Annotated in this window: 17 protein-coding genes; 8 read left to right on the top strand and 9 right to left on the bottom strand. The window is 70.0% G+C overall.

Going from position 1 to position 17,090, the window contains the following annotated elements:
- Positions 1–56 precede the first annotated feature (56 nt).
- Both ACZ4WS_RS22255 and ACZ4WS_RS22260 read right to left on the bottom strand, forming a co-directional pair.
- Positions 57–419, bottom strand: coding sequence for a four-helix bundle copper-binding protein (locus ACZ4WS_RS22255; RefSeq protein ID WP_467982839.1), 363 nt, complete (start codon positions 417–419; stop codon positions 57–59).
- 305 nt (positions 420–724) lie between these two features.
- Complete coding sequence (locus ACZ4WS_RS22260) at positions 725–1,882, bottom strand: acyl-CoA dehydrogenase family protein (protein ID WP_467982840.1); 1,158 nt, start codon at positions 1,880–1,882, stop codon at positions 725–727.
- 271 nt (positions 1,883–2,153) lie between these two features.
- Here ACZ4WS_RS22260 and ACZ4WS_RS22265 point away from each other — a divergent pair, with 271 nt between their 5' ends.
- From ACZ4WS_RS22265 to ACZ4WS_RS22280, 4 genes are all read left to right on the top strand, one after another.
- Entirely contained in the window at positions 2,154–3,497 is a 1,344-nt protein-coding gene (locus ACZ4WS_RS22265; RefSeq protein WP_467982842.1) for a UDP-glucose dehydrogenase family protein, read from the top strand.
- 317 nt (positions 3,498–3,814) lie between these two features.
- On the top strand, positions 3,815–5,080 hold the full coding sequence (locus ACZ4WS_RS22270) for an AI-2E family transporter (RefSeq protein ID WP_467982844.1): 1,266 nt from the start codon (positions 3,815–3,817) through the stop codon (positions 5,078–5,080).
- Between the two features lie 97 nt (positions 5,081–5,177).
- Positions 5,178–5,735 (top strand): hypothetical protein, encoded by a 558-nt coding sequence (locus tag ACZ4WS_RS22275; protein ID WP_467982846.1) that lies wholly within the window; start codon positions 5,178–5,180, stop codon positions 5,733–5,735.
- A gap of 31 nt (positions 5,736–5,766) precedes the next feature.
- Complete coding sequence (locus ACZ4WS_RS22280; RefSeq protein WP_467982848.1) at positions 5,767–6,378, top strand: hypothetical protein; 612 nt, start codon at positions 5,767–5,769, stop codon at positions 6,376–6,378.
- A 124-nt stretch (positions 6,379–6,502) separates the two neighbouring features.
- On the opposite strand, the gene ACZ4WS_RS22285 is transcribed toward ACZ4WS_RS22280, so the two are convergent.
- Entirely contained in the window at positions 6,503–7,009 is a 507-nt protein-coding gene (locus tag ACZ4WS_RS22285; RefSeq protein ID WP_467982850.1) for a CGNR zinc finger domain-containing protein, read from the bottom strand.
- Between the two features lie 94 nt (positions 7,010–7,103).
- On the opposite strand from ACZ4WS_RS22285, the gene ACZ4WS_RS22290 reads away from it, so the two are divergent.
- Positions 7,104–7,463 carry a VOC family protein gene (locus ACZ4WS_RS22290; protein ID WP_467982852.1) on the top strand — a complete coding sequence of 120 codons (360 nt, stop codon included), beginning with the start codon at positions 7,104–7,106 and terminating at the stop codon, positions 7,461–7,463.
- A 14-nt stretch (positions 7,464–7,477) separates the two neighbouring features.
- On the top strand, positions 7,478–7,873 hold the full coding sequence (locus ACZ4WS_RS22295) for a VOC family protein (protein WP_467982854.1): 396 nt from the start codon (positions 7,478–7,480) through the stop codon (positions 7,871–7,873).
- 7 nt (positions 7,874–7,880) lie between these two features.
- Here ACZ4WS_RS22295 and ACZ4WS_RS22300 read toward each other — a convergent pair whose 3' ends face one another.
- The 4 genes from ACZ4WS_RS22300 to ACZ4WS_RS22315 form a co-directional block, all read right to left on the bottom strand.
- The gene (locus ACZ4WS_RS22300) at positions 7,881–9,011 is read right to left on the bottom strand and encodes a dipeptidase (RefSeq protein ID WP_467982856.1); all 1,131 of its coding nucleotides are present in this window, start codon (positions 9,009–9,011) and stop codon (positions 7,881–7,883) included.
- Between the two features lie 125 nt (positions 9,012–9,136).
- Positions 9,137–10,315, bottom strand: coding sequence for a dipeptidase (locus ACZ4WS_RS22305; RefSeq protein WP_467983179.1), 1,179 nt, complete (start codon positions 10,313–10,315; stop codon positions 9,137–9,139).
- A 5-nt stretch (positions 10,316–10,320) separates the two neighbouring features.
- A complete protein-coding gene (purE, locus tag ACZ4WS_RS22310) occupies positions 10,321–10,821 on the bottom strand; it encodes a 5-(carboxyamino)imidazole ribonucleotide mutase (protein ID WP_467983180.1) in 501 nt (166 codons plus the stop codon).
- A 77-nt stretch (positions 10,822–10,898) separates the two neighbouring features.
- Entirely contained in the window at positions 10,899–12,059 is a 1,161-nt protein-coding gene (locus tag ACZ4WS_RS22315; protein ID WP_467982859.1) for a 5-(carboxyamino)imidazole ribonucleotide synthase, read from the bottom strand.
- 195 nt (positions 12,060–12,254) lie between these two features.
- Here ACZ4WS_RS22315 and ACZ4WS_RS22320 point away from each other — a divergent pair, with 195 nt between their 5' ends.
- Positions 12,255–12,782, top strand: coding sequence for a GtrA family protein (locus tag ACZ4WS_RS22320; protein WP_467982861.1), 528 nt, complete (start codon positions 12,255–12,257; stop codon positions 12,780–12,782).
- A 61-nt stretch (positions 12,783–12,843) separates the two neighbouring features.
- Here ACZ4WS_RS22320 and ACZ4WS_RS22325 read toward each other — a convergent pair whose 3' ends face one another.
- Both ACZ4WS_RS22325 and ACZ4WS_RS22330 read right to left on the bottom strand, forming a co-directional pair.
- On the bottom strand, positions 12,844–14,121 hold the full coding sequence (locus tag ACZ4WS_RS22325; RefSeq protein WP_467982862.1) for an ATP-binding protein: 1,278 nt from the start codon (positions 14,119–14,121) through the stop codon (positions 12,844–12,846).
- Between the two features lie 258 nt (positions 14,122–14,379).
- On the bottom strand, positions 14,380–15,057 hold the full coding sequence (locus ACZ4WS_RS22330) for a response regulator transcription factor (protein WP_018566970.1): 678 nt from the start codon (positions 15,055–15,057) through the stop codon (positions 14,380–14,382).
- Positions 15,058–15,549: 492 nt separating this feature from the next.
- On the opposite strand from ACZ4WS_RS22330, the gene ACZ4WS_RS22335 reads away from it, so the two are divergent.
- Positions 15,550–17,055, top strand: a complete 1,506-nt coding sequence (locus ACZ4WS_RS22335; RefSeq protein ID WP_467982865.1) for an oligopeptide:H+ symporter — start codon at positions 15,550–15,552, stop codon at positions 17,053–17,055.
- Positions 17,056–17,090 lie beyond the last annotated feature (35 nt).

Raw genomic sequence — 17,090 nt, forward strand, 5'->3', positions numbered from 1 at the left:
TGCACAACGGATCAAGGGCACCCCGTGGGGTGCCCTTGGGGCCGGTCACATGGGGTTCACATCGTGGCACCCGCCATCGTGCGGCACATCTCCGCGCAGCGGCGACAGGACTCGGCGCAGCGCATCATCTGAGGGTCGTCCGGCATGGACATACACGCCTCGGCGCACATGGCGCAGGCTTTGGCGCACATCGCGCACATCTCGGCCGACATCGGCGAGCGGCGCATCATCATGTCGGCGCACATCCGGGTCATCTCGGAGCAGTCGATGAGCGCGCGCATGATCTGCATCTGGGCCTGGCCGCCCATCTGCATGCAGGAGCTCATGGTCTCCTCACACATGCTGTGGCAGGACATGCAGGCCTCGACGCAGTCCTGCATCTCCTTGCTCATCGCGGTCATGGTTCCGGGCTGGGTCATGGCTCCTCCTGAGGAAGAAGTAGGGCCCGGGGCGGGCCCCGTGTCCTTCCGTCGTACGCCTGTCCACCGCGCCGCGCCATCGGACAGAGGTGAACAATCCGCTACAAACGCCTCACCGCCAAAGCGACAAGAGCTCCCGCCACCGAACCGGGGGCGGTGTCGCCGATACGCCGATCGGTTATCCGCCCGAGCCATTCAGGCCGCTTGAGGCATCACGTGGCCAGGGCGGCTCGTGCCGCTGTCACGCCGCGCCCTCGAAAACATGAGGGAGGCGTCCCGAAGGACGCCTCCCTCCATGCCATTCCTTACGGCAGGTTCCTCGCCATGACGATCCGCTGGACCTGGTTGGTGCCCTCGTAGATCTGGGTGATCTTGGCGTCGCGCATCATGCGCTCGACCGGGTAGTCGCGGGTGTAGCCGTAGCCGCCGAGGAGCTGGACGGCGTCCGTGGTGACCTCCATGGCGACGTCCGAGGCGAAGCACTTGGCCGCGGCGCCCTGGAAGGTGAGGTCGGCGTCGCCGCGCTCGGACTTGGCCGCCGCCGCGTACGTCAGCTGACGCGCGGCCTCGATCTTCATGGCCATGTCGGCGAGCATGAACTGGATGCCCTGGAAGTCGGCGATCGGCTTGCCGAACTGCTTGCGCTCCTGGACGTAGCCCTTGGCGTAGTCGAGGGCGCCCTGGGCGATGCCGAGGGCCTGGGCGGCGATCGTGATGCGGGTGTGGTCCAGGGTCTTCATGGCGGTCGCGAAGCCGGTGCCCTCTTCGCCGATCATCCGGTCCGCGGGAATGCGGACGTTGTCCAGGTAGACCTCGCGCGTCGGGGAGCCCTTGATGCCGAGCTTCTTCTCCGGGGCGCCGAAGGAGACACCCTCGTCCGACTTCTCGACGACGAAGGCCGAGATGCCCTTCGAGCGCTTGGTGGGGTCGGTGACCGCCATCACCGTGTAGTACTCGGACTCGCCCGCGTTGGTGATCCAGCGCTTCACGCCGTTGAGGACGTAGGAGTCGCCGTCGCGGACCGCCTTCGTCTTCATGCCCGCGGCGTCCGAACCGGCGTCCGGCTCGGAGAGGCAGTACGAGAACATCCCGTCGCCCTTGGCGAGGGGCGTCATGTACTTCTTCTTGAGGTCCTCGGAGCCCGAGAGGATCACGGGGAGCGAGCCCAGCTTGTTCACCGCCGGGATCAGGGAGGAGCTGGCACAGACGCGCGCCACCTCCTCGATCACGATCACCGTCGCCAGCGCGTCCGCGCCGGCGCCGCCGAACGTCTCCGGTACGTGCACCGCGTGCAGGTCGGAGGCGACCAGGGCGTCCAGGGCCTCCTGGGGGAAACGGGCTTCCTCGTCCACCGCTGCGGCGTACGGCGCGATCTTCGCCTCGGCCAGCGAACGGATCGCGTCCCGGAGCATGTCGTGCTCCTCGGACGGGCGGTACAGGTCGAAATCAGCCGATCCGGCCAAGGTCTCTCACGCTCCAAGGATGCTGTGATGGTGGCGCTAACTACCGTTAAGTAACCCAAATTTTAGGGGCACGCCCACCCGAGTGATACGTGAGCTTGGCGACAGAGGGAAAAGCGCAGGAAAGACACGGCGAGATCTGCCCAGTGAGGGCGCCCGGCGCGCCCCGACTATGCTCGGGCACCGCACCCACGGCCGTAAGCCCACCCGTCACCCGACCACCACCCCTCAACGACGGCGCTGACGCGCCGGCACCTGATTGTCTGGAGCACCCATGGCCCTCAAGATCACCGTGATCGGCACCGGCTATCTCGGCGCCACGCACGCCGCGGCCATGGCCGAGCTCGGCTTCGAGGTCCTCGGGCTCGATGTCGTCCCCGAGAAGATCGAGATGCTCCAGCGGGGCGAGGTCCCGATGTACGAGCCCGGTCTCGAGGAGCTGCTGCGCAAGCACGTCGCGGGCATCGAGGGGTCCACCGGCCGGCTGCGCTTCACCATGGACTTCGCCGAGGTCGGCGAGTTCGGCGACGTCCACTTCGTCTGCGTGAACACGCCGCAGAAGCACGGTGAGTACGCGTGCGACATGTCGTACGTCGACTCGGCCTTCGAGGCGCTCGCCCCGCACCTCAAGGCTCCCGCTCTCGTCGTCGGCAAATCCACCGTGCCGGTCGGTTCGGCGGAGCGGCTGGCCGCCCGGCTCGCCGAGCTCGCGCCCGTCGGCGAGGACGCCGAGCTCGCCTGGAACCCGGAGTTCCTGCGCGAGGGCTTCGCCGTGAACGACACGCTGCACCCCGACCGCATCGTCGTCGGCGTCCGCAGCGAGCGGGCCGAGAAGCTGCTGCGCGAGGTGTACACGACGCCGGTCGCCGAGGGTTCGCCCTTCGTGGTGACCGACTTCCCGACCTCCGAGCTGGTGAAGACGTCCGCGAACTCCTTCCTCGCCACCAAGATCTCCTTCATCAACGCGATGGCGGAGGTGTGCGAGGCCGCGGGCGGGGACGTCGCCAAGCTGGCCGAGGCCATCGGGCACGACGACAGGATCGGGAAGAAGTTCCTGCGCGCCGGGATCGGGTTCGGCGGTGGCTGTCTGCCGAAGGACATCCGCGCCTTCATGGCGCGCGCCGGTGAGCTGGGCGCCGACCAGGCACTGACCTTCCTCCGCGAGATCGACTCCATCAACATGCGCCAGCGCGGTCAGATGGTGGAGCTGGCCCGGGAGGCGCTCGGCGGCGGTTCCTTCCTCGGCAAGCGGGTCGCCGTGCTCGGCGCGACGTTCAAGCCGGACTCGGACGACGTCCGGGACTCGCCCGCGCTGAACGTCGCCGGGCAGATCCACCTCCAGGGCGGCCAGGTCACCGTCTACGACCCGAAGGGCATGGCGAACGCCAAGCGGCTCTTCCCGACCCTCGGATACGCCGACTCCGCGGTCGAGGCCGTGCGCGGCGCCGACGTCGTGCTGCACCTGACCGAGTGGCGCGAGTTCCGTGAGCTGGACCCGGCGGTGCTCGGCGAGGCCGCGGCGGCCCGGTTGCTCCTCGACGGGCGCAACGCCCTCGACCCCGAGGCGTGGCGCCGGGCCGGGTGGACGTACCGGGCGATGGGGCGCCCCACCGCATAGGCACCGGCCCTACGGCGTAGGCACCGGTCCCACCACGTAGGCACCGGTCCCGCCTGCATACGGCAGCGCCCGTCCAGCACCCCCGCTGTCCCGTCGCCGATCGGCGTCCCGTCGCCGATCGGCGTCCCGTCGCCGATCGGCGTCCCGTCGCCGATCGGCCGACTCCAGGGGGCCGGATGGCGTACGGCCGGGCGTCCCCGACTCGCCCGACTCCTCGTACCGCCCCACGCTGTCCCTGACGCCCCTTGTGTTCGAAGGTGCCCCTTCGGGAACGCGTAGTCGCGTGGTCCCGCCCGGCGGGAGGCGGTGACACACAGGTGAGCGACGGATCGCGTCGTTCGCGCCGACGGCCGGGCTCGCCCGGCGCGGGTCCCGGCGCGGATCCCGGCTCCGGTCGCGGGGGACGACGGATGCGGTTCATCGTGCTGGGGAGCCGGCCCGCCCGTGGGGTGGGGGCGGTCGCACGGGCACGTACGGCCGGGGCGGCGATACGGCGCGCCGGGGATCGCGACAGCGTGGCCACGACCGTGGGCCACGGGCTGCGGGTGGGCGCGGCGTACGCATGGCGGCTGCTGGTGCTCGGGGTGGCCGTGTACGCGGCCTTCACGATCCTGGGGCGGCTGCAGCTGGTCGCGGTGGCACTGTTCCTCGCGTTGGTGGTGACCTCAGTGCTGCGTCCGCCGGCCAATCAGCTGGCGCGGTGGCTGCCGAGGCCCGCGGCGGTCGCTGTGAGCGTCGTGGGGAGCCTGGTGGTGGCGCTGGGGCTGCTGACGCTGGTCGGCAGCCTGGTGGCGAGGGAATCGGGCAAGCTGGGAGACCAGTTCTCCGGGGGCATCGGGCGGATCGAACGGTGGCTGGAGGGCTCCCCCTTCCATGTGAGCCATACGGTGGTGTCGGATCTCCAGGGCAAGTTGGCCACGTACCTCTCGGAGCACCGTTCCCTGCTGATCAGCAGTGCGCTCAGCGGCGCCGGGCGGCTGGTGGAGGTGCTCACCACCGGGGTGCTCGCGCTGTTCTGCTCCCTGTTCTTCATTCATTCCGGGGACAAGTTCTGGCGCTGGTTCCAGGAGTTGCTGCCGGAGGGCGCGCGGGACCCGTGGGCGCGCACGGGACGGGCGGCATGGCGCACGTTCGCCGGGTACACGCGGGGCATCATCATCGTCGCGGCCACCAACGCCGTACTGGTCGGGATCGCCCTGTTCGCGCTGCGTGTGCCGCTGGCCCTGCCGCTGACGCTGCTGGAGTTCTTCCTCGCCTTCATCCCGCTGGTGGGCTCGCCCATCGCGCTGGCCGTGGCCACGGTCGTCGCCCTGGCCTCACGGGGGCCGGTCACCGCGATCGCGGTGCTCGCCCTGATCGTCGTCATCGGCCAGCTCGAAGGCCATGTGCTGCACCCGCTGGTGCTGAGTTGGGCGGTCCGGCTGCACCCCGTGGTGGTGGCCGTCTCCGTCATCGCCGGCGGCATCCTGGCCGGCGTGATCGGCGCGGTCGTGGCCGTCCCGCTGGTGTCGGTCGCCTGGTCCGTGATCGGCGAGCTGCGCGCCCCGCCCGAGCCGGACGAGCCCGGGCGGCCATCGGGGTGAGGGCGTACCCATGTTTGATTATTTCGTTTTAGTCGACAAGTCAGGGGAATTCGGCATAAATAAGGGCACATCCCGCCCCGTGAGGAGGTTCTGCCCCATGTCAACAGGGACACTTCTGGCGATCATCATTCCCATCGTGGTGGTGATTGCCCTGGCCGCCGTGGCGGCTTCGCTGTTCGTACGCCGCCGGAAGCTGCGCGAGCGCTTCGGCCCGGAGTACGAGCGGACGGTGGAGGACGCCGACAGCCGCATGGCCGGAGAACGCGATCTCAGGGACCGCGAGAAGCGGCACGACTCGCTGGACATCAAGCCGCTGGACAGCAACGTCAGGGATCGGTACGCCCGGGACTGGACCAACGTGCAGGAGGACTTCGTGGACCATCCGGAGGGCGCCGTGCATGACGCGGACCGTCTGGTGACCTCCCTGATGGACGAACGCGGCTATCCGACCCAGCACTTCGAGCAGCAGCTCAAGGACCTCTCGGTCGAGCACGGCCGCACGCTGGAGCACTACCGGGCCGCCCATGAGGTGGACGAGCTCAGCGTTCGGCACCAGGCGACCACGGAGCAACTGCGGGGCGCCATGGTGCACTACCGCACCCTCTTCGAAGAACTGCTCTCCGATGGAGGCCAAGCCCGCCACGCCCGGGCCTGAGCGGCTCGGCGAACGCAAGGACAGAGAAGAGATGCAGCGTCACGACATACCGGACACCGCTACCGAGAGCGGCCTGTCCACCGACGACATCGCCCAGCCTCGCGACCGGAGGACGGACGACACGAACGACACCGCGGAGACGCAGCCAGAGGTGCCGACCTTCCCTGGAGAGGGCACGACCTTGGCGGGCGAATCCGCCGAACGCAAGGACGTGCAGGCCGATTCCGGGCCCCCGGCCGAGGACGCGGAAGCGGACTCCAGCCACGCGGCCGAGGACGCTAAAGCCGACGCCGGCCCCCCACCCGAGGCCACCGCCGACGAATCCGGCACCCGGGACGAGGCCCGCGGCTCGGACGCCCGGGCCGAGGACGAGATTCCCCAACTCCTCACCGACGAGGACGAGGAAGGGTTCCGCGCGCGCTGGCAGGAGGTGCAGAGCAAGTTCGTCGACGACCCGCGCGACGCCGTGCACACCGCCGACGCCCTGGTCGCGGACGTGATGCAGAGGCTCGCCGCCACCTTCGCCGATCACAAGCAGGAACTGGAGGGACAGTGGAATCGGGGCGAGCAGGCGGATACTGAGGACCTGCGCCTGGCCCTGCGCCATTACCGTTCGTTCTTCAACCGCCTGCTGGTCACCTGACGCAGCGCGGCGGCGTGCACGGACGACATCGGTCCGGCCGAGGCTCAGTCGGCCGGACCGGTGTCTTTTTGCATTCTGCACCACATCGCTGTGCGCCGAGCCGGATCGTCCGACTCCCGCTGCCCTACGACACCTTGGCGCGGTACCGCCTCATCTTCGCGCGCGCACCGCAGCCTGACATCGAGCACCAGCGACCCCGGCCGGCCGGACTGCGGTCGTAGTACGCCCAGTGACACTCGGGCAGTTCGCAGGCCTTGAGGCGGAGCCAGGTGCCCGCAGTGAGCGCCTCCGCCACGGCCGCCGCGACACGGGAGAGCAGCGGGCCCGCGTCGGCCGGGGCGAGGGCCGCCGAGCCGTCGCGCTCGTCGACCGCCACGTACAGCGGCGCCCGCGCCAGCAGCTCGCCCAGGGGCGTCACCTCGCGGTGCGGGGCGTGCCCGGCGTGCGCCAGGCACACGGCGCGCAGGGATTCGCGCAGCTCTCGTACGTCGGCCACGTCCCGCTCCGCGACGCCGAACGCGGCACGTCCCTCGGCCGTGTCCAGCCTGTCGGCGCCCGACTCCAGGTCCACGGTGTTCACCAGGGCCTCCACGAGGGCCAGTCCCCCGGGCGCGGGCGATCTCTCACTCATGCTTGCGACGTTACCTCCAATGCGGGAGCATGCAGTAACCCTCGTTACTGCATGAGGCGGCCTACAGGTAACAAGTCTGCACTAGGAGGAAGTCATGGCTCTCGCCGAACTGGGCGTCGTCGTCCTGGACTGTCCCGACCCGCGCGCGCTCGCCGGGTTCTACGCCGAGGTGCTGGGCGGCACCGTCGAGGGGGAGGGCGACTGGGTGGACCTCAAGCTGTCCGAGGGTCAGTCGCTGGCGTTCCAGGCCGCCCCCGGACACGTACCGCCGAAATGGCCCGCGCCCAGCGACTCGCAGCAGTTCCACCTGGACCTGACCGTCGACGACCTGGACGCCGCCGAGAAGGGCGTGCTCGCGCTCGGCGCGAAGCCGCTGGACGCCGAGGACCGGTCGCGGTCCTGGCGTGTGTACGCCGACCCGGCGGGGCACCCGTTCTGTCTCTGCGCCTGCTGACCGAGGAGTTTGCCGTGGACCCCGTCGCACGTCTGCGTTCCGTCGTACTCGACTGTCCCGATCCCCGAGCGCTCGCCGAGTTCTACGCACGCGTGGCGGGCGGCACACCCAGGGCCGAGGACGACGACTGGGTCGTACTCCGGATCCCGGACGGGCCGCGGCTCGCGTTCCAGCGGGCCGCGGGGTACGTCCCGCCGGAGTGGCCCCGCGCCGACCGCAACTCGCAACAGTTCCATCTCGACTTCGACGCCGGACCCACCTGGGAGGCCGTCGACGCCGCCCAGGAGAGGGTGCTCGCGCTGGGCGCGCGCCCGCTGGACCTGGACGACGAGGGCGGCAAGAAGGACTTCCGGGTGTACGCCGATCCGGCGGGGCATCCGTTCTGCCTCTGCCGGATCGACACCGCTTGACGAGCGCTCAGCCGTCGAGTTCCGCGATCTTCGCCGACGACGGCTCTCGGCGCTGCTGGGCGGCGCGGGCCGTGAAATCCGCGCTGCGCAGGGCCCGTTGGACATTGCCCCAGGTGAGCAGGGCGAGGTCGGTCTCGGACCAGCCGCGGGAGAACAGCTCCGCGATCAGCTTCGGGTAGCAGGACGCGTCGGCGAGGTCCTGCGGGTGGGCGGCCCCGGAGTCGTACGTGCCCGAGAGGCCGACGCACTCCGCTCCCGCGAGGGCGCGGATGTGGTCGAGGTGGTCGGCGACGTCGCGGACGGAGGGGCCCGTCTGCTCGGCCGTGAGCGGGACGAGGCACAGGCCGTTGGCGGCGCCCAGTTCGACGAGGACGTCGTCGGGGAGGTTGGCCGGATGGGGACGCAGCGCCCAGGCCGCGGAGCGGGTGAAGAGGACCGGAGCCTTGGAGGACACGAGGGCGCGGCTGATGGTGGCTTCCGAGGTGCCGGAGAGGTCGGGGAGCACGCCGAGGCGGTTCATCTCGCGGAGCACCTCCTCGCCGAACCGGGTCAGGCCCGCCTCGCTCGCCCAGGAGGCGCCCGCGAGCGTGAGAACACGCAGGCCGAGCGCGTGCATGGCGCGCAGGATGCCCATCGAGTCGCCGAGCGCGCCCGCTCCGGCGGGGCCGAGCACAACGGCGACGCGGCCGCAGTTGCGGGCGTCGGTGACCTCGGAGGCGGTGCGCGTCATGCGCAGACCCTCGGGGTGCGCATCGACCACCGTCGCCACCAGGTCCAGCTGTTCCAGGGTCGCGCCGACGGCCCGGTCCCCGGCGAGTCCCTCGGGCAGGTGCAGCGACCAGAAGAGCGCGCCCACGTGCCCTTCGCGCATCCGGGGTACGTCCGTGTCCACGGCGCTCTCGCCCAGCTCCAGGTCGAACCAGGGCAGGTGGCGCAGCGCCCAGGGCAGACCGCTGTAGCCGTCGGCGACGGGGTGGGTGGCGAGGAAGGAGTGGGCCCGCGCCAGCGGGTCGGTCCCTGCGTCGTTCTCCGGTTCCGCGGGGTCGACGGGCAGCGGCTCGGACTCCGGCCAGGCAGCGGGCCGGTCGAACTCGCCGACCTCAGCGGTGGCGTGGAATTCGTCCTGCAGGTCTGCCATGACGGGACTCCGTTGGGTGGACGGCGATCGCAGTACCGCCACCGTCGCACGGAGGCCGGGGGGCTTCCTGGTGGGTGGGGCGTTTGGGGGTACGCCCCACCCACCAGGTGTGCCGCCTCGGTTGTTCAGCCGTCGAGCTGCTCCAGCGTCGCGTTCGACGGCCCCCGGCTCGCCCGCAGGTCGCGGGCCACGTCCTCGGCCGCGCCCAGCACCCGTACCGCGTTCTGCCAGGTCAGCTTGGCGAGATCCGCACGGGACCAGCCGCGGTCGGACAGCTCCGCGATCAGGTTCGGATAGCCGGATACGTCGTCCAGGCCGTCCGGGGTGAACGCCGTGCCGTCGTAGTCGCCGCCGATGCCGACGTGGTCGACGCCCGCGACCTCGCGCATGTGGTCGAGGTGGTCCGCGACCGTCGAGACCGTGGCGACGGGGCGCGGGTTCGTCTCCTCGAAGACGCGGTGGACCTTCATTCCCTCAGGGGTGGTGTCGAGGTGATGGAAGCCGTGGGCGCGCATGTTCTCGTCGGCCGCGGCCGTCCAGTCGACCGCCGCCTGGAGGACGAACTTCGGTACGAACGTCACCATCGCCACTCCCCCGTTGGCGGGCAGCCGCTCCAGAACGTCGTCCGGGATGTTGCGCGGGTGGTCGCACACCGCGCGCGAGGAGGAGTGGGAGAAGATCACCGGCGCGACGCTCGTGTCGAGCGCGTCCCGCATGGTCGTCGCCGCCACGTGGGAGAGGTCCACGAGCATGCCCTCGCGGTTCATCTCCCGTACGACCGCGCGGCCGAAGGCCGACAGTCCGCCCACGGCGGGGACGTCGGTCGCCGAGTCCGCCCAGGCGATGTTGTCGTTGTGGGTGAGGGTCATGTACCGGACGCCCAGGGCGTACAGCCCCCGCAGCACGGCGAGGGAGTTGTCGATCGAGTGGCCGCCCTCGGCGCCCATGAGGGAGGCGATACGGCCCTCACTCCGCGCGGTCTCCATGTCGGCGGCGGTCAGCGCGGCGCGCAGGTCCGACGGGTGCCGGTCTATCAACTGCCGTACGCAGTCGATCTGTTCGAGCGTCGCGGTGACCGCGCCGGGCAGGTCCGAGCGGACGTACACCGACCAGTACTGGGCGCCCACGCCGCCCGCGCGCAGACGCGCCAGGTCGGTGTGCAGGTGAGCGCTCTGGTCGGTGGCGATGTCGCGGGCGTCGAGGTCGTAGCGGACCTGTTCGCGCAGTGCCCAGGGGAGGTCGTTGTGCCCGTCGACGACGGGGAACTCGGCGAGCAGTTCGCGAGCCAGGTCGTAGGACGACACGCGCGTCACTTCCCGAAGCCGAAGCCGTTGCCCGCGCCCTCGACCTTGGCGCGCAGCCGCTTGCCCTTCTCGGTGGCCTGGTCGTTGAGCTCCTGCTGGAACTCCCGCATCCGGCCGAGGAGTTCCTCGTCGTGCGCGGCGAGCATACGGGCGGCCAGCAGGCCCGCATTGCGCGCGCCGGCGACGGAGACGGTCGCGACGGGGACGCCCGCGGGCATCTGCACGATCGACAGCAGCGAGTCCATGCCGTCCAGGTACTTGAGGGGTACGGGTACGCCGATGACCGGCAGCGGGGTGACGGAGGCGAGCATGCCGGGAAGGTGGGCGGCACCCCCGGCCCCCGCGATGATCGCCTTGAGCCCGCGCTCGGCGGCCTGCTCGCCGTACGCGATCATCTCGTGCGGCATGCGGTGCGCGGAGACGACGTCGACCTCGTACTCGATCTCGAACTCGTCGAGGGCCTGGGCGGCCGCTTCCATGACGGGCCAGTCGGAGTCCGACCCCATGACGATGCCGACCAATGGACAGGGGCGCGCGTCAGCGCTCGTTGAGGGGTGGTGGTCGGGCGACGGGTGGGCGGGGCTCATTCGGTGATCGTGCCTCTCAGGTAGCCGGCTGCGTGGTGGGCACGCTCAAGGACGTCGTCCAGATCGTCGCCGTAGGTGTTGACGTGGCCGACCTTGCGGCCGGGCTTCACGTCCTTGCCGTACATGTGGATCTTCAGCTGGGGGTCGCGGGCCATGCAGTGCAGGTACGCGGAGTACATGTCCGGGTAGTCGCCGCCCAGGACGTTCGCCATGACCGTCCACTTGGCACGCGGGCGCGGGTCGCCGAGGGGGAGGTCGAGGACCGCGCGGACATGGTTGGCGAACTGGGAGGTGATCGCGCCGTCCTGGGTCCAGTGGCCCGAGTTGTGCGGGCGCATGGCCAGTTCGTTGACGAGGATGCGGCCGTCGCGGGTCTCGAAGAGTTCGACGGCGAGGTGGCCGACGACGCCGAGTTCCTTGGCGATGCGCAGGGCGAGTTCCTCGGCCTGGAGGGCCAGCTCCTCCGCTATGCCGGGCGCGGGGGCGATCACCGTGTCGCAGACGCCGTCGACCTGCTGGGACTCCACGACGGGGTACGCGACCGCCTGGCCGTGCGGGGAACGCACGACGTTCGCGGCGAGTTCGCGGACGAAGTCGACCTTCTCCTCGGCCAGGACGGGGACGCCGGCCCGGAAGGGGTCGTGGGCGTCCTCGATGGAGCGCACGAACCAGACCCCCTTGCCGTCGTAGCCGCCGCGGACGGTCTTGAGGATGATCGGGAAGCCGTCGCCCGGCTCTCCTTCGGAGAGGCCCTCGGCCGCGAACGCGGCGACGTCTTCGACGTCGGTCACGATGCGGTGCCGTGGGCACGGCACGCCGATCTCGTCGAGCTTCGCGCGCATCACGCCCTTGTCCTGGGCGTGCACGAGTGCGTCGGGCCCCGGGCGGACGGGGATGCCGTCCGCCTCCAGGGCACGCAGGTGCTCGGTGGGTACGTGTTCGTGATCGAAGGTGATCACATCGCAGCCCCGCGCGAAGTCACGCAGCGTGTCGAGGTCGCGATAGTCGCCGATGACGACATCGCTGACCACTTGCGCCGCGGAATCCTGAGGGGTGTCACTGAGGAGCTTGAACTTGATGCCGAGCGGGATGCCCGCCTCGTGTGTCATACGAGCGAGCTGGCCCCCGCCGACCATGCCGACTACCGGGAACGTCACGCTCCAAGAGTATCGGCCGCGCCACGGTGGCCGGTTTCCATGCCTATATGCCCGGCTTTCCGGGCCTGTGATCCCCTCTATTCTTACCTGTGAGCTCGTACACAGGCGGCGCAGAAGGCCGCTGGTTAGCATGGCCGGGTTGATGTAATGGACGTATTCGACCGACGTATCCGACCGACGGGGGCTGGCGACACCATGGGCAGTGCTTCTTCGGAGGCTCCTGCGAAGCCTCGTAGCGCGGTTCGCCGCCGGTTCGACCTGCTGTCTCGCGAGATCGCCAAGTTCGGTGCGGTCGGGGGGGCGGGGCTGCTCGTCAACCTGCTCGTGTTCAACCTCGTACGCCATGCCACCGGCCTGCAGGTCGTGCGGGCCAGTGTCATCGCCACGGTCGTCTCGATCGTCTTCAACTACATCGGGTTCCGGTACTTCACCTATCGGGACCGCGACAAGGGTGGCCGCACCAAGGAGCTGACGCTCTTCCTGCTGTTCAGCGCGGTGGGGCTGGTGATCGAGAACGGGGTGCTGTACGCGGCGACGTACGGCTTCGGCTGGGACAGCCCGCTGCAGAGCAACGTCTTCAAGTTCCTCGGCATCGGCATCGCGACCCTGTTCCGCTTCTGGTCGTACCGCACGTGGGTGTTCCGTGCGTTGCCCGCACGGGAGGCTGTGGCGAGTGCGGAGTCGTTCCTCGACGGAGAGCCGGCGCGGGCCCGCGTGAACTGAGCCTTCGCCGCCGCTCCGCGGCCCCTGCCCCTGCCCCTGCCCCTGCCCCTGCCCTCTACGCCTACCTGACCGTCCGCTCCTCGTGCTCCCCCATCGGCGGCCTCTTCAGCGGTGTGCGGGACAGGAACAGGCCGAACACCGGGGGCTGGGCCTGGAGCATCTCCAGACGGCCGCCGTCGGCCTCCGCGAGGTCGCGGGCGACGGCGAGGCCGATGCCGGTGGAGTTGCGGCCGCTGATCGTGCGCTCGAAGATGCGGGCGCCGAGGTCGGTGGGGACGCCGGGGCCCTCGTCGGTGACCTCGACGACGGCCTGGTTGCCGGTGACACGGGTGCGCAGGGCGACGGTGCCGCCGCCGTGCATCAGGGAGTTCTCGATGAGGGCGGCGAGGACCTGGGCGACCGCGCCCGGGGTGCCCACCGCCTGGAGGTGCCTCTTGCCCGAGCTGACGATCGCGCGGCCCGCGCTGCGGTAGGCCGGGCGCCACTCCTCCAGCTGCTGCTTGATGACCTCGTCGAGGTCGAAGGAGACCGCGGAGCCGGTCCGCGGGTCGCGGGCGTTGGTCAGGAGTCGTTCCACGACGTCCGTCAGGCGCTCGACCTGCGTCAGCGCGATCGTCGCCTCCTCCTTCACCGTGTCCGGGTCATCGGTGAGGGTGATCTCCTCCAGCCGCATGGAGAGGGCCGTGAGCGGCGTACGGAGCTGGTGGGAGGCGTCGGCGGCGAGCCGGCGCTCGGCGGTGAGCATGCGGGCGATCCGCTCCGCGCTGCCGTCCAGGACGTCCGCGACGCGGTCCAGCTCGGGGACGCCGTACCGCTTGTGGCGCGGGCGGGGGTCGCCGGAGCCGAGCCGTTCCGCGGTCTCCGCGAGGTCGGTGAGCGGGGAGGCGAGGCGGTTGGCCTGGCGGACCGCGAGGAGGACGGCGGCGACGATCGCGAGCAGGGCGACCGCGGCGATGATCAGAAGCGTACGGCCGACCTCCCGGGTCACCGCCGAGCGCGGCTCCTGCACGGTGACCGTCTCGCCCTCCTCGCCCTTGGCCGTGGAGTGGATGACGTCACCGGTGGGTTGCGAACCGACTTCGATGGGCGCCTTGCCCGGGATCTTGACCAAGGCGTACCGCTGGTCCGTGACCTGGTTCTTGAGGATCTCCCCGGTGATGTCCTCGCTCCCGAGGATCCGGCTGTCCAGGATGCTCGCCAGCCGCAGCGCCTCGGAGTCCACCCTCTCCTGGGCGCTGTTGCTGATCGTGCGGGTCTCGACGATCACCAGGGACACGCCGAAGACGGCGATCACGACGAGCACGACGGCGAGGGTGGACTGGATGAGACGGCGACGCACGGGGCCCTCCGGGCGGGTTGCTTACGGTGACCAGTGTGCCTGGCGCTGCCCTGGGCCGGGGCGAGCCCGCGGCGGAGCCGCCCATGGCTGCGGTCGCCGCCTCCGCCCCTGCTCTCCCCCGCTCTCGGCTTCGCTCGAGCGGGGGACCCCCATCGCCACCTGGGGCTCCGCCCCCCAGACCCCCGTATCGCGCTTCGTGCTCGTCCTCAAACGCCGGACGGGCCGAAAGATTGCCGCCCGGGGCTGAGAAGACTTCGCTCAGCTCTTCTCGAAGCGGAACCCGACGCCCCGCACCGTCGCGATGTACCGAGGATTCGCCGCGTCGTCGCCGAGCTTCTTGCGCAGCCAGGAGATGTGCATGTCGAGGGTCTTCGTGGACGACCACCACGTGGTGTCCCAGACCTCGCGCATGAGCTGGTCGCGGGTCACGACCCGCCCGGCGTCCCGCACCAGCACCCGCAGGAGGTCGAACTCCTTGGCGGTGAGCTGGAGTTCCTCGTCGCCCATCCAGGCGCGGTGCGACTCGACGTCGATGCGCACGCCGTGCGTGGCGGGCGGCTGTTGCGGCTCGGCGGCGCCGCGTCGCAGCAGCGCCCGTACGCGGGCGAGGAGTTCGGCGAGCCGGAACGGCTTGGTGACGTAGTCGTCGGCGCCGGCGTCGAGGCCGACGACGGTGTCCACCTCGTCGGCGCGCGCGGTCAGGATGAGGATCGGGACGGTGTGGCCCTCGGCGCGCAGTCGGCGGGCCACTTCCAGGCCGTCCATGCCGGGCAGGCCCAGGTCCAGGACCACCAGGTCGACGCCGCCCTGCATCCCGGCGTCGAGCGCGGTGGGTCCGTCCTCGCGCACCTCGACCTCGTAACCTTCCCGGCGCAGTGCGCGGGCCAGCGGCTCCGAGATGGACGCGTCGTCCTCGGCGAGCAGTACACGGGTCATGGGGTGATGGTAGTCCGCCACGGACGACAGCTGTGGGGCGATCGGCATCCGTGATTCACACCTGCGACCGGCGCGTTTCTTACCTGCGGCTGTGGGATGCGATCCTGATGAGCACCTTCGAATGGGTGTCCCCGGTTCCATGATCGCCTGTGATCCATGTCTCAAGTCCTTCCATATGCGGCATTGACGTGTCGTATGGTGACCAGACGCCTGTAGCACCACACGGGGACCTTTGGCGAGATATTGATGCTAAAGGTCTCTTTTGTGTGCGGGCTGGTGTTTGCCAGCCTTGAAAGGAATGACCTGTGGCCGGGCCCGAGCGCATCGACGCGTGACGGGCGTGGATCCCGGTGGTCGCCGTCCGCCGCTTCGTAATCCGGAGCGGACCTCCCCATGGGCGTGGGGGTGGACGTCGAATCCGTCGGTGCCGGCCGCCCCCCACCGGGCGCGCAACCCCCTCTTTCAGCGCGTCCCGAGCAGCAAGGAACGACCATGGCGTCCAGCCTGACGAAGGACTCGGTTCCCCCGGCCCCTCCGGGTACCTCCGGTTCCGAGAAGACCTTCTTCGGCCACCCCCGCGGGCTGGCCACCCTCTTCATGACCGAGATGTGGGAGCGTTTCTCCTACTACGGCATGAAGGCACTGCTCCCGCTGTACCTGGTGGCACCGGGCGGCCTGCACATGAGCGCGGCCTCCGCGACCGCGATCTACTCGGTGTACCTGTCGCTGGTGTACCTCCTCGCCCTGCCGGGCGGCTGGTTCGCCGACCGTGTTCTCGGCCCCCGTAAGACGGTCGCCGTCGCGGGCATCATCATCATGCTGGGCCACCTCACCCTGGCCCTGCCGTCGGCCGGCACCTTCTACGCGGGCCTCGGCCTCGTCGCGATCGGTTCCGGTCTGCTGAAGGCCAACATCTCCACGATGGTCGGCCACCTCTACGACGGCCCGGACGACCCGCGCCGTGACGGTGGCTTCACGCTCTTCTACATCGGCATCAACCTCGGTGCCTTCGCCGCTCCGCTGATCATCGGCACCGTCGGTGAGAACGTGAACTGGCACCTGGGCTTCGCGCTCGCCGCGCTCGGCATGGCGCTCGGCCTCGCCCAGTACCTGCTCGGCGGCCGCCACCTCAGCGCCCGCTCGCACGAGGTCCCCACGCCTCTGTCGGCCGAGGAGAAGGCCGCCACGCTGCGCAAGTCCGCGCTGTGGGCCGCCGTTGCCGTGGTCTTCTACTCGATCGTCGGCTTCTCGGGTCACTACACGCTGAACTGGCTGCTGGTCCCGATCACCCTCGCCGGCCTGATCATCCCGATCATGGTCATCGGCCGCATCAAGCGGGACAAGGACCTGAACCGCGCCGATCAGTCGAAGATGTCCGCGTACATCTGGTTCTTCGTCGCCGCGGCCGTCTTCTGGATGATCTACGACCAGGGCGGCTCGACGATGTCGATCTTCGCCGACTCGTCCGCCGAGAACACCATCTTCGGCTGGGAGTTCCCGGTCTCCTGGTACCAGTCCGTCAACCCGGTCATGATCATGGCGCTCGCCCCGGCCTTCGCCTGGGCGTGGCTGGCGCTGAACAAGCGCGGCAAGGAGCCGAGCACGGCCACGAAGTTCGCGTCGGGTCTGATCCTGATCGGCGCGTCGTTCTTCCTCTTCCTGGCCCCGCTGACGATCGCCCAGGACGGCCACAAGGCCGCCGCGATGTGGCTGGTCGCGATCTACTTCGTGCAGACCGTCGGTGAGCTGACGCTCTCCCCGGTCGGCCTCTCCGTCACCACGAAGATGGCGCCCGCGAAGTACGCCTCCCAGATGATGGGTGTCTGGTTCCTGGCCGTCACCGCCGGTGACGCCACGACCGGCCTCCTCTCCATCGCCGAGGTCGACCTCAACAAGACGGGCATCGTCGCCCTGGAAGCCACCCTCGCCGTCATCGCCGGTGTCGCGGTGTGGATGTACCGCAAGAAGGTCAAGCAGCTGATGGGCGACGTCCACTGACGTACGCCTGAGGCCTGACGCCTGACAGGGCCGCC

This window comes from Streptomyces sp. NPDC029292, assembly GCF_055569295.1.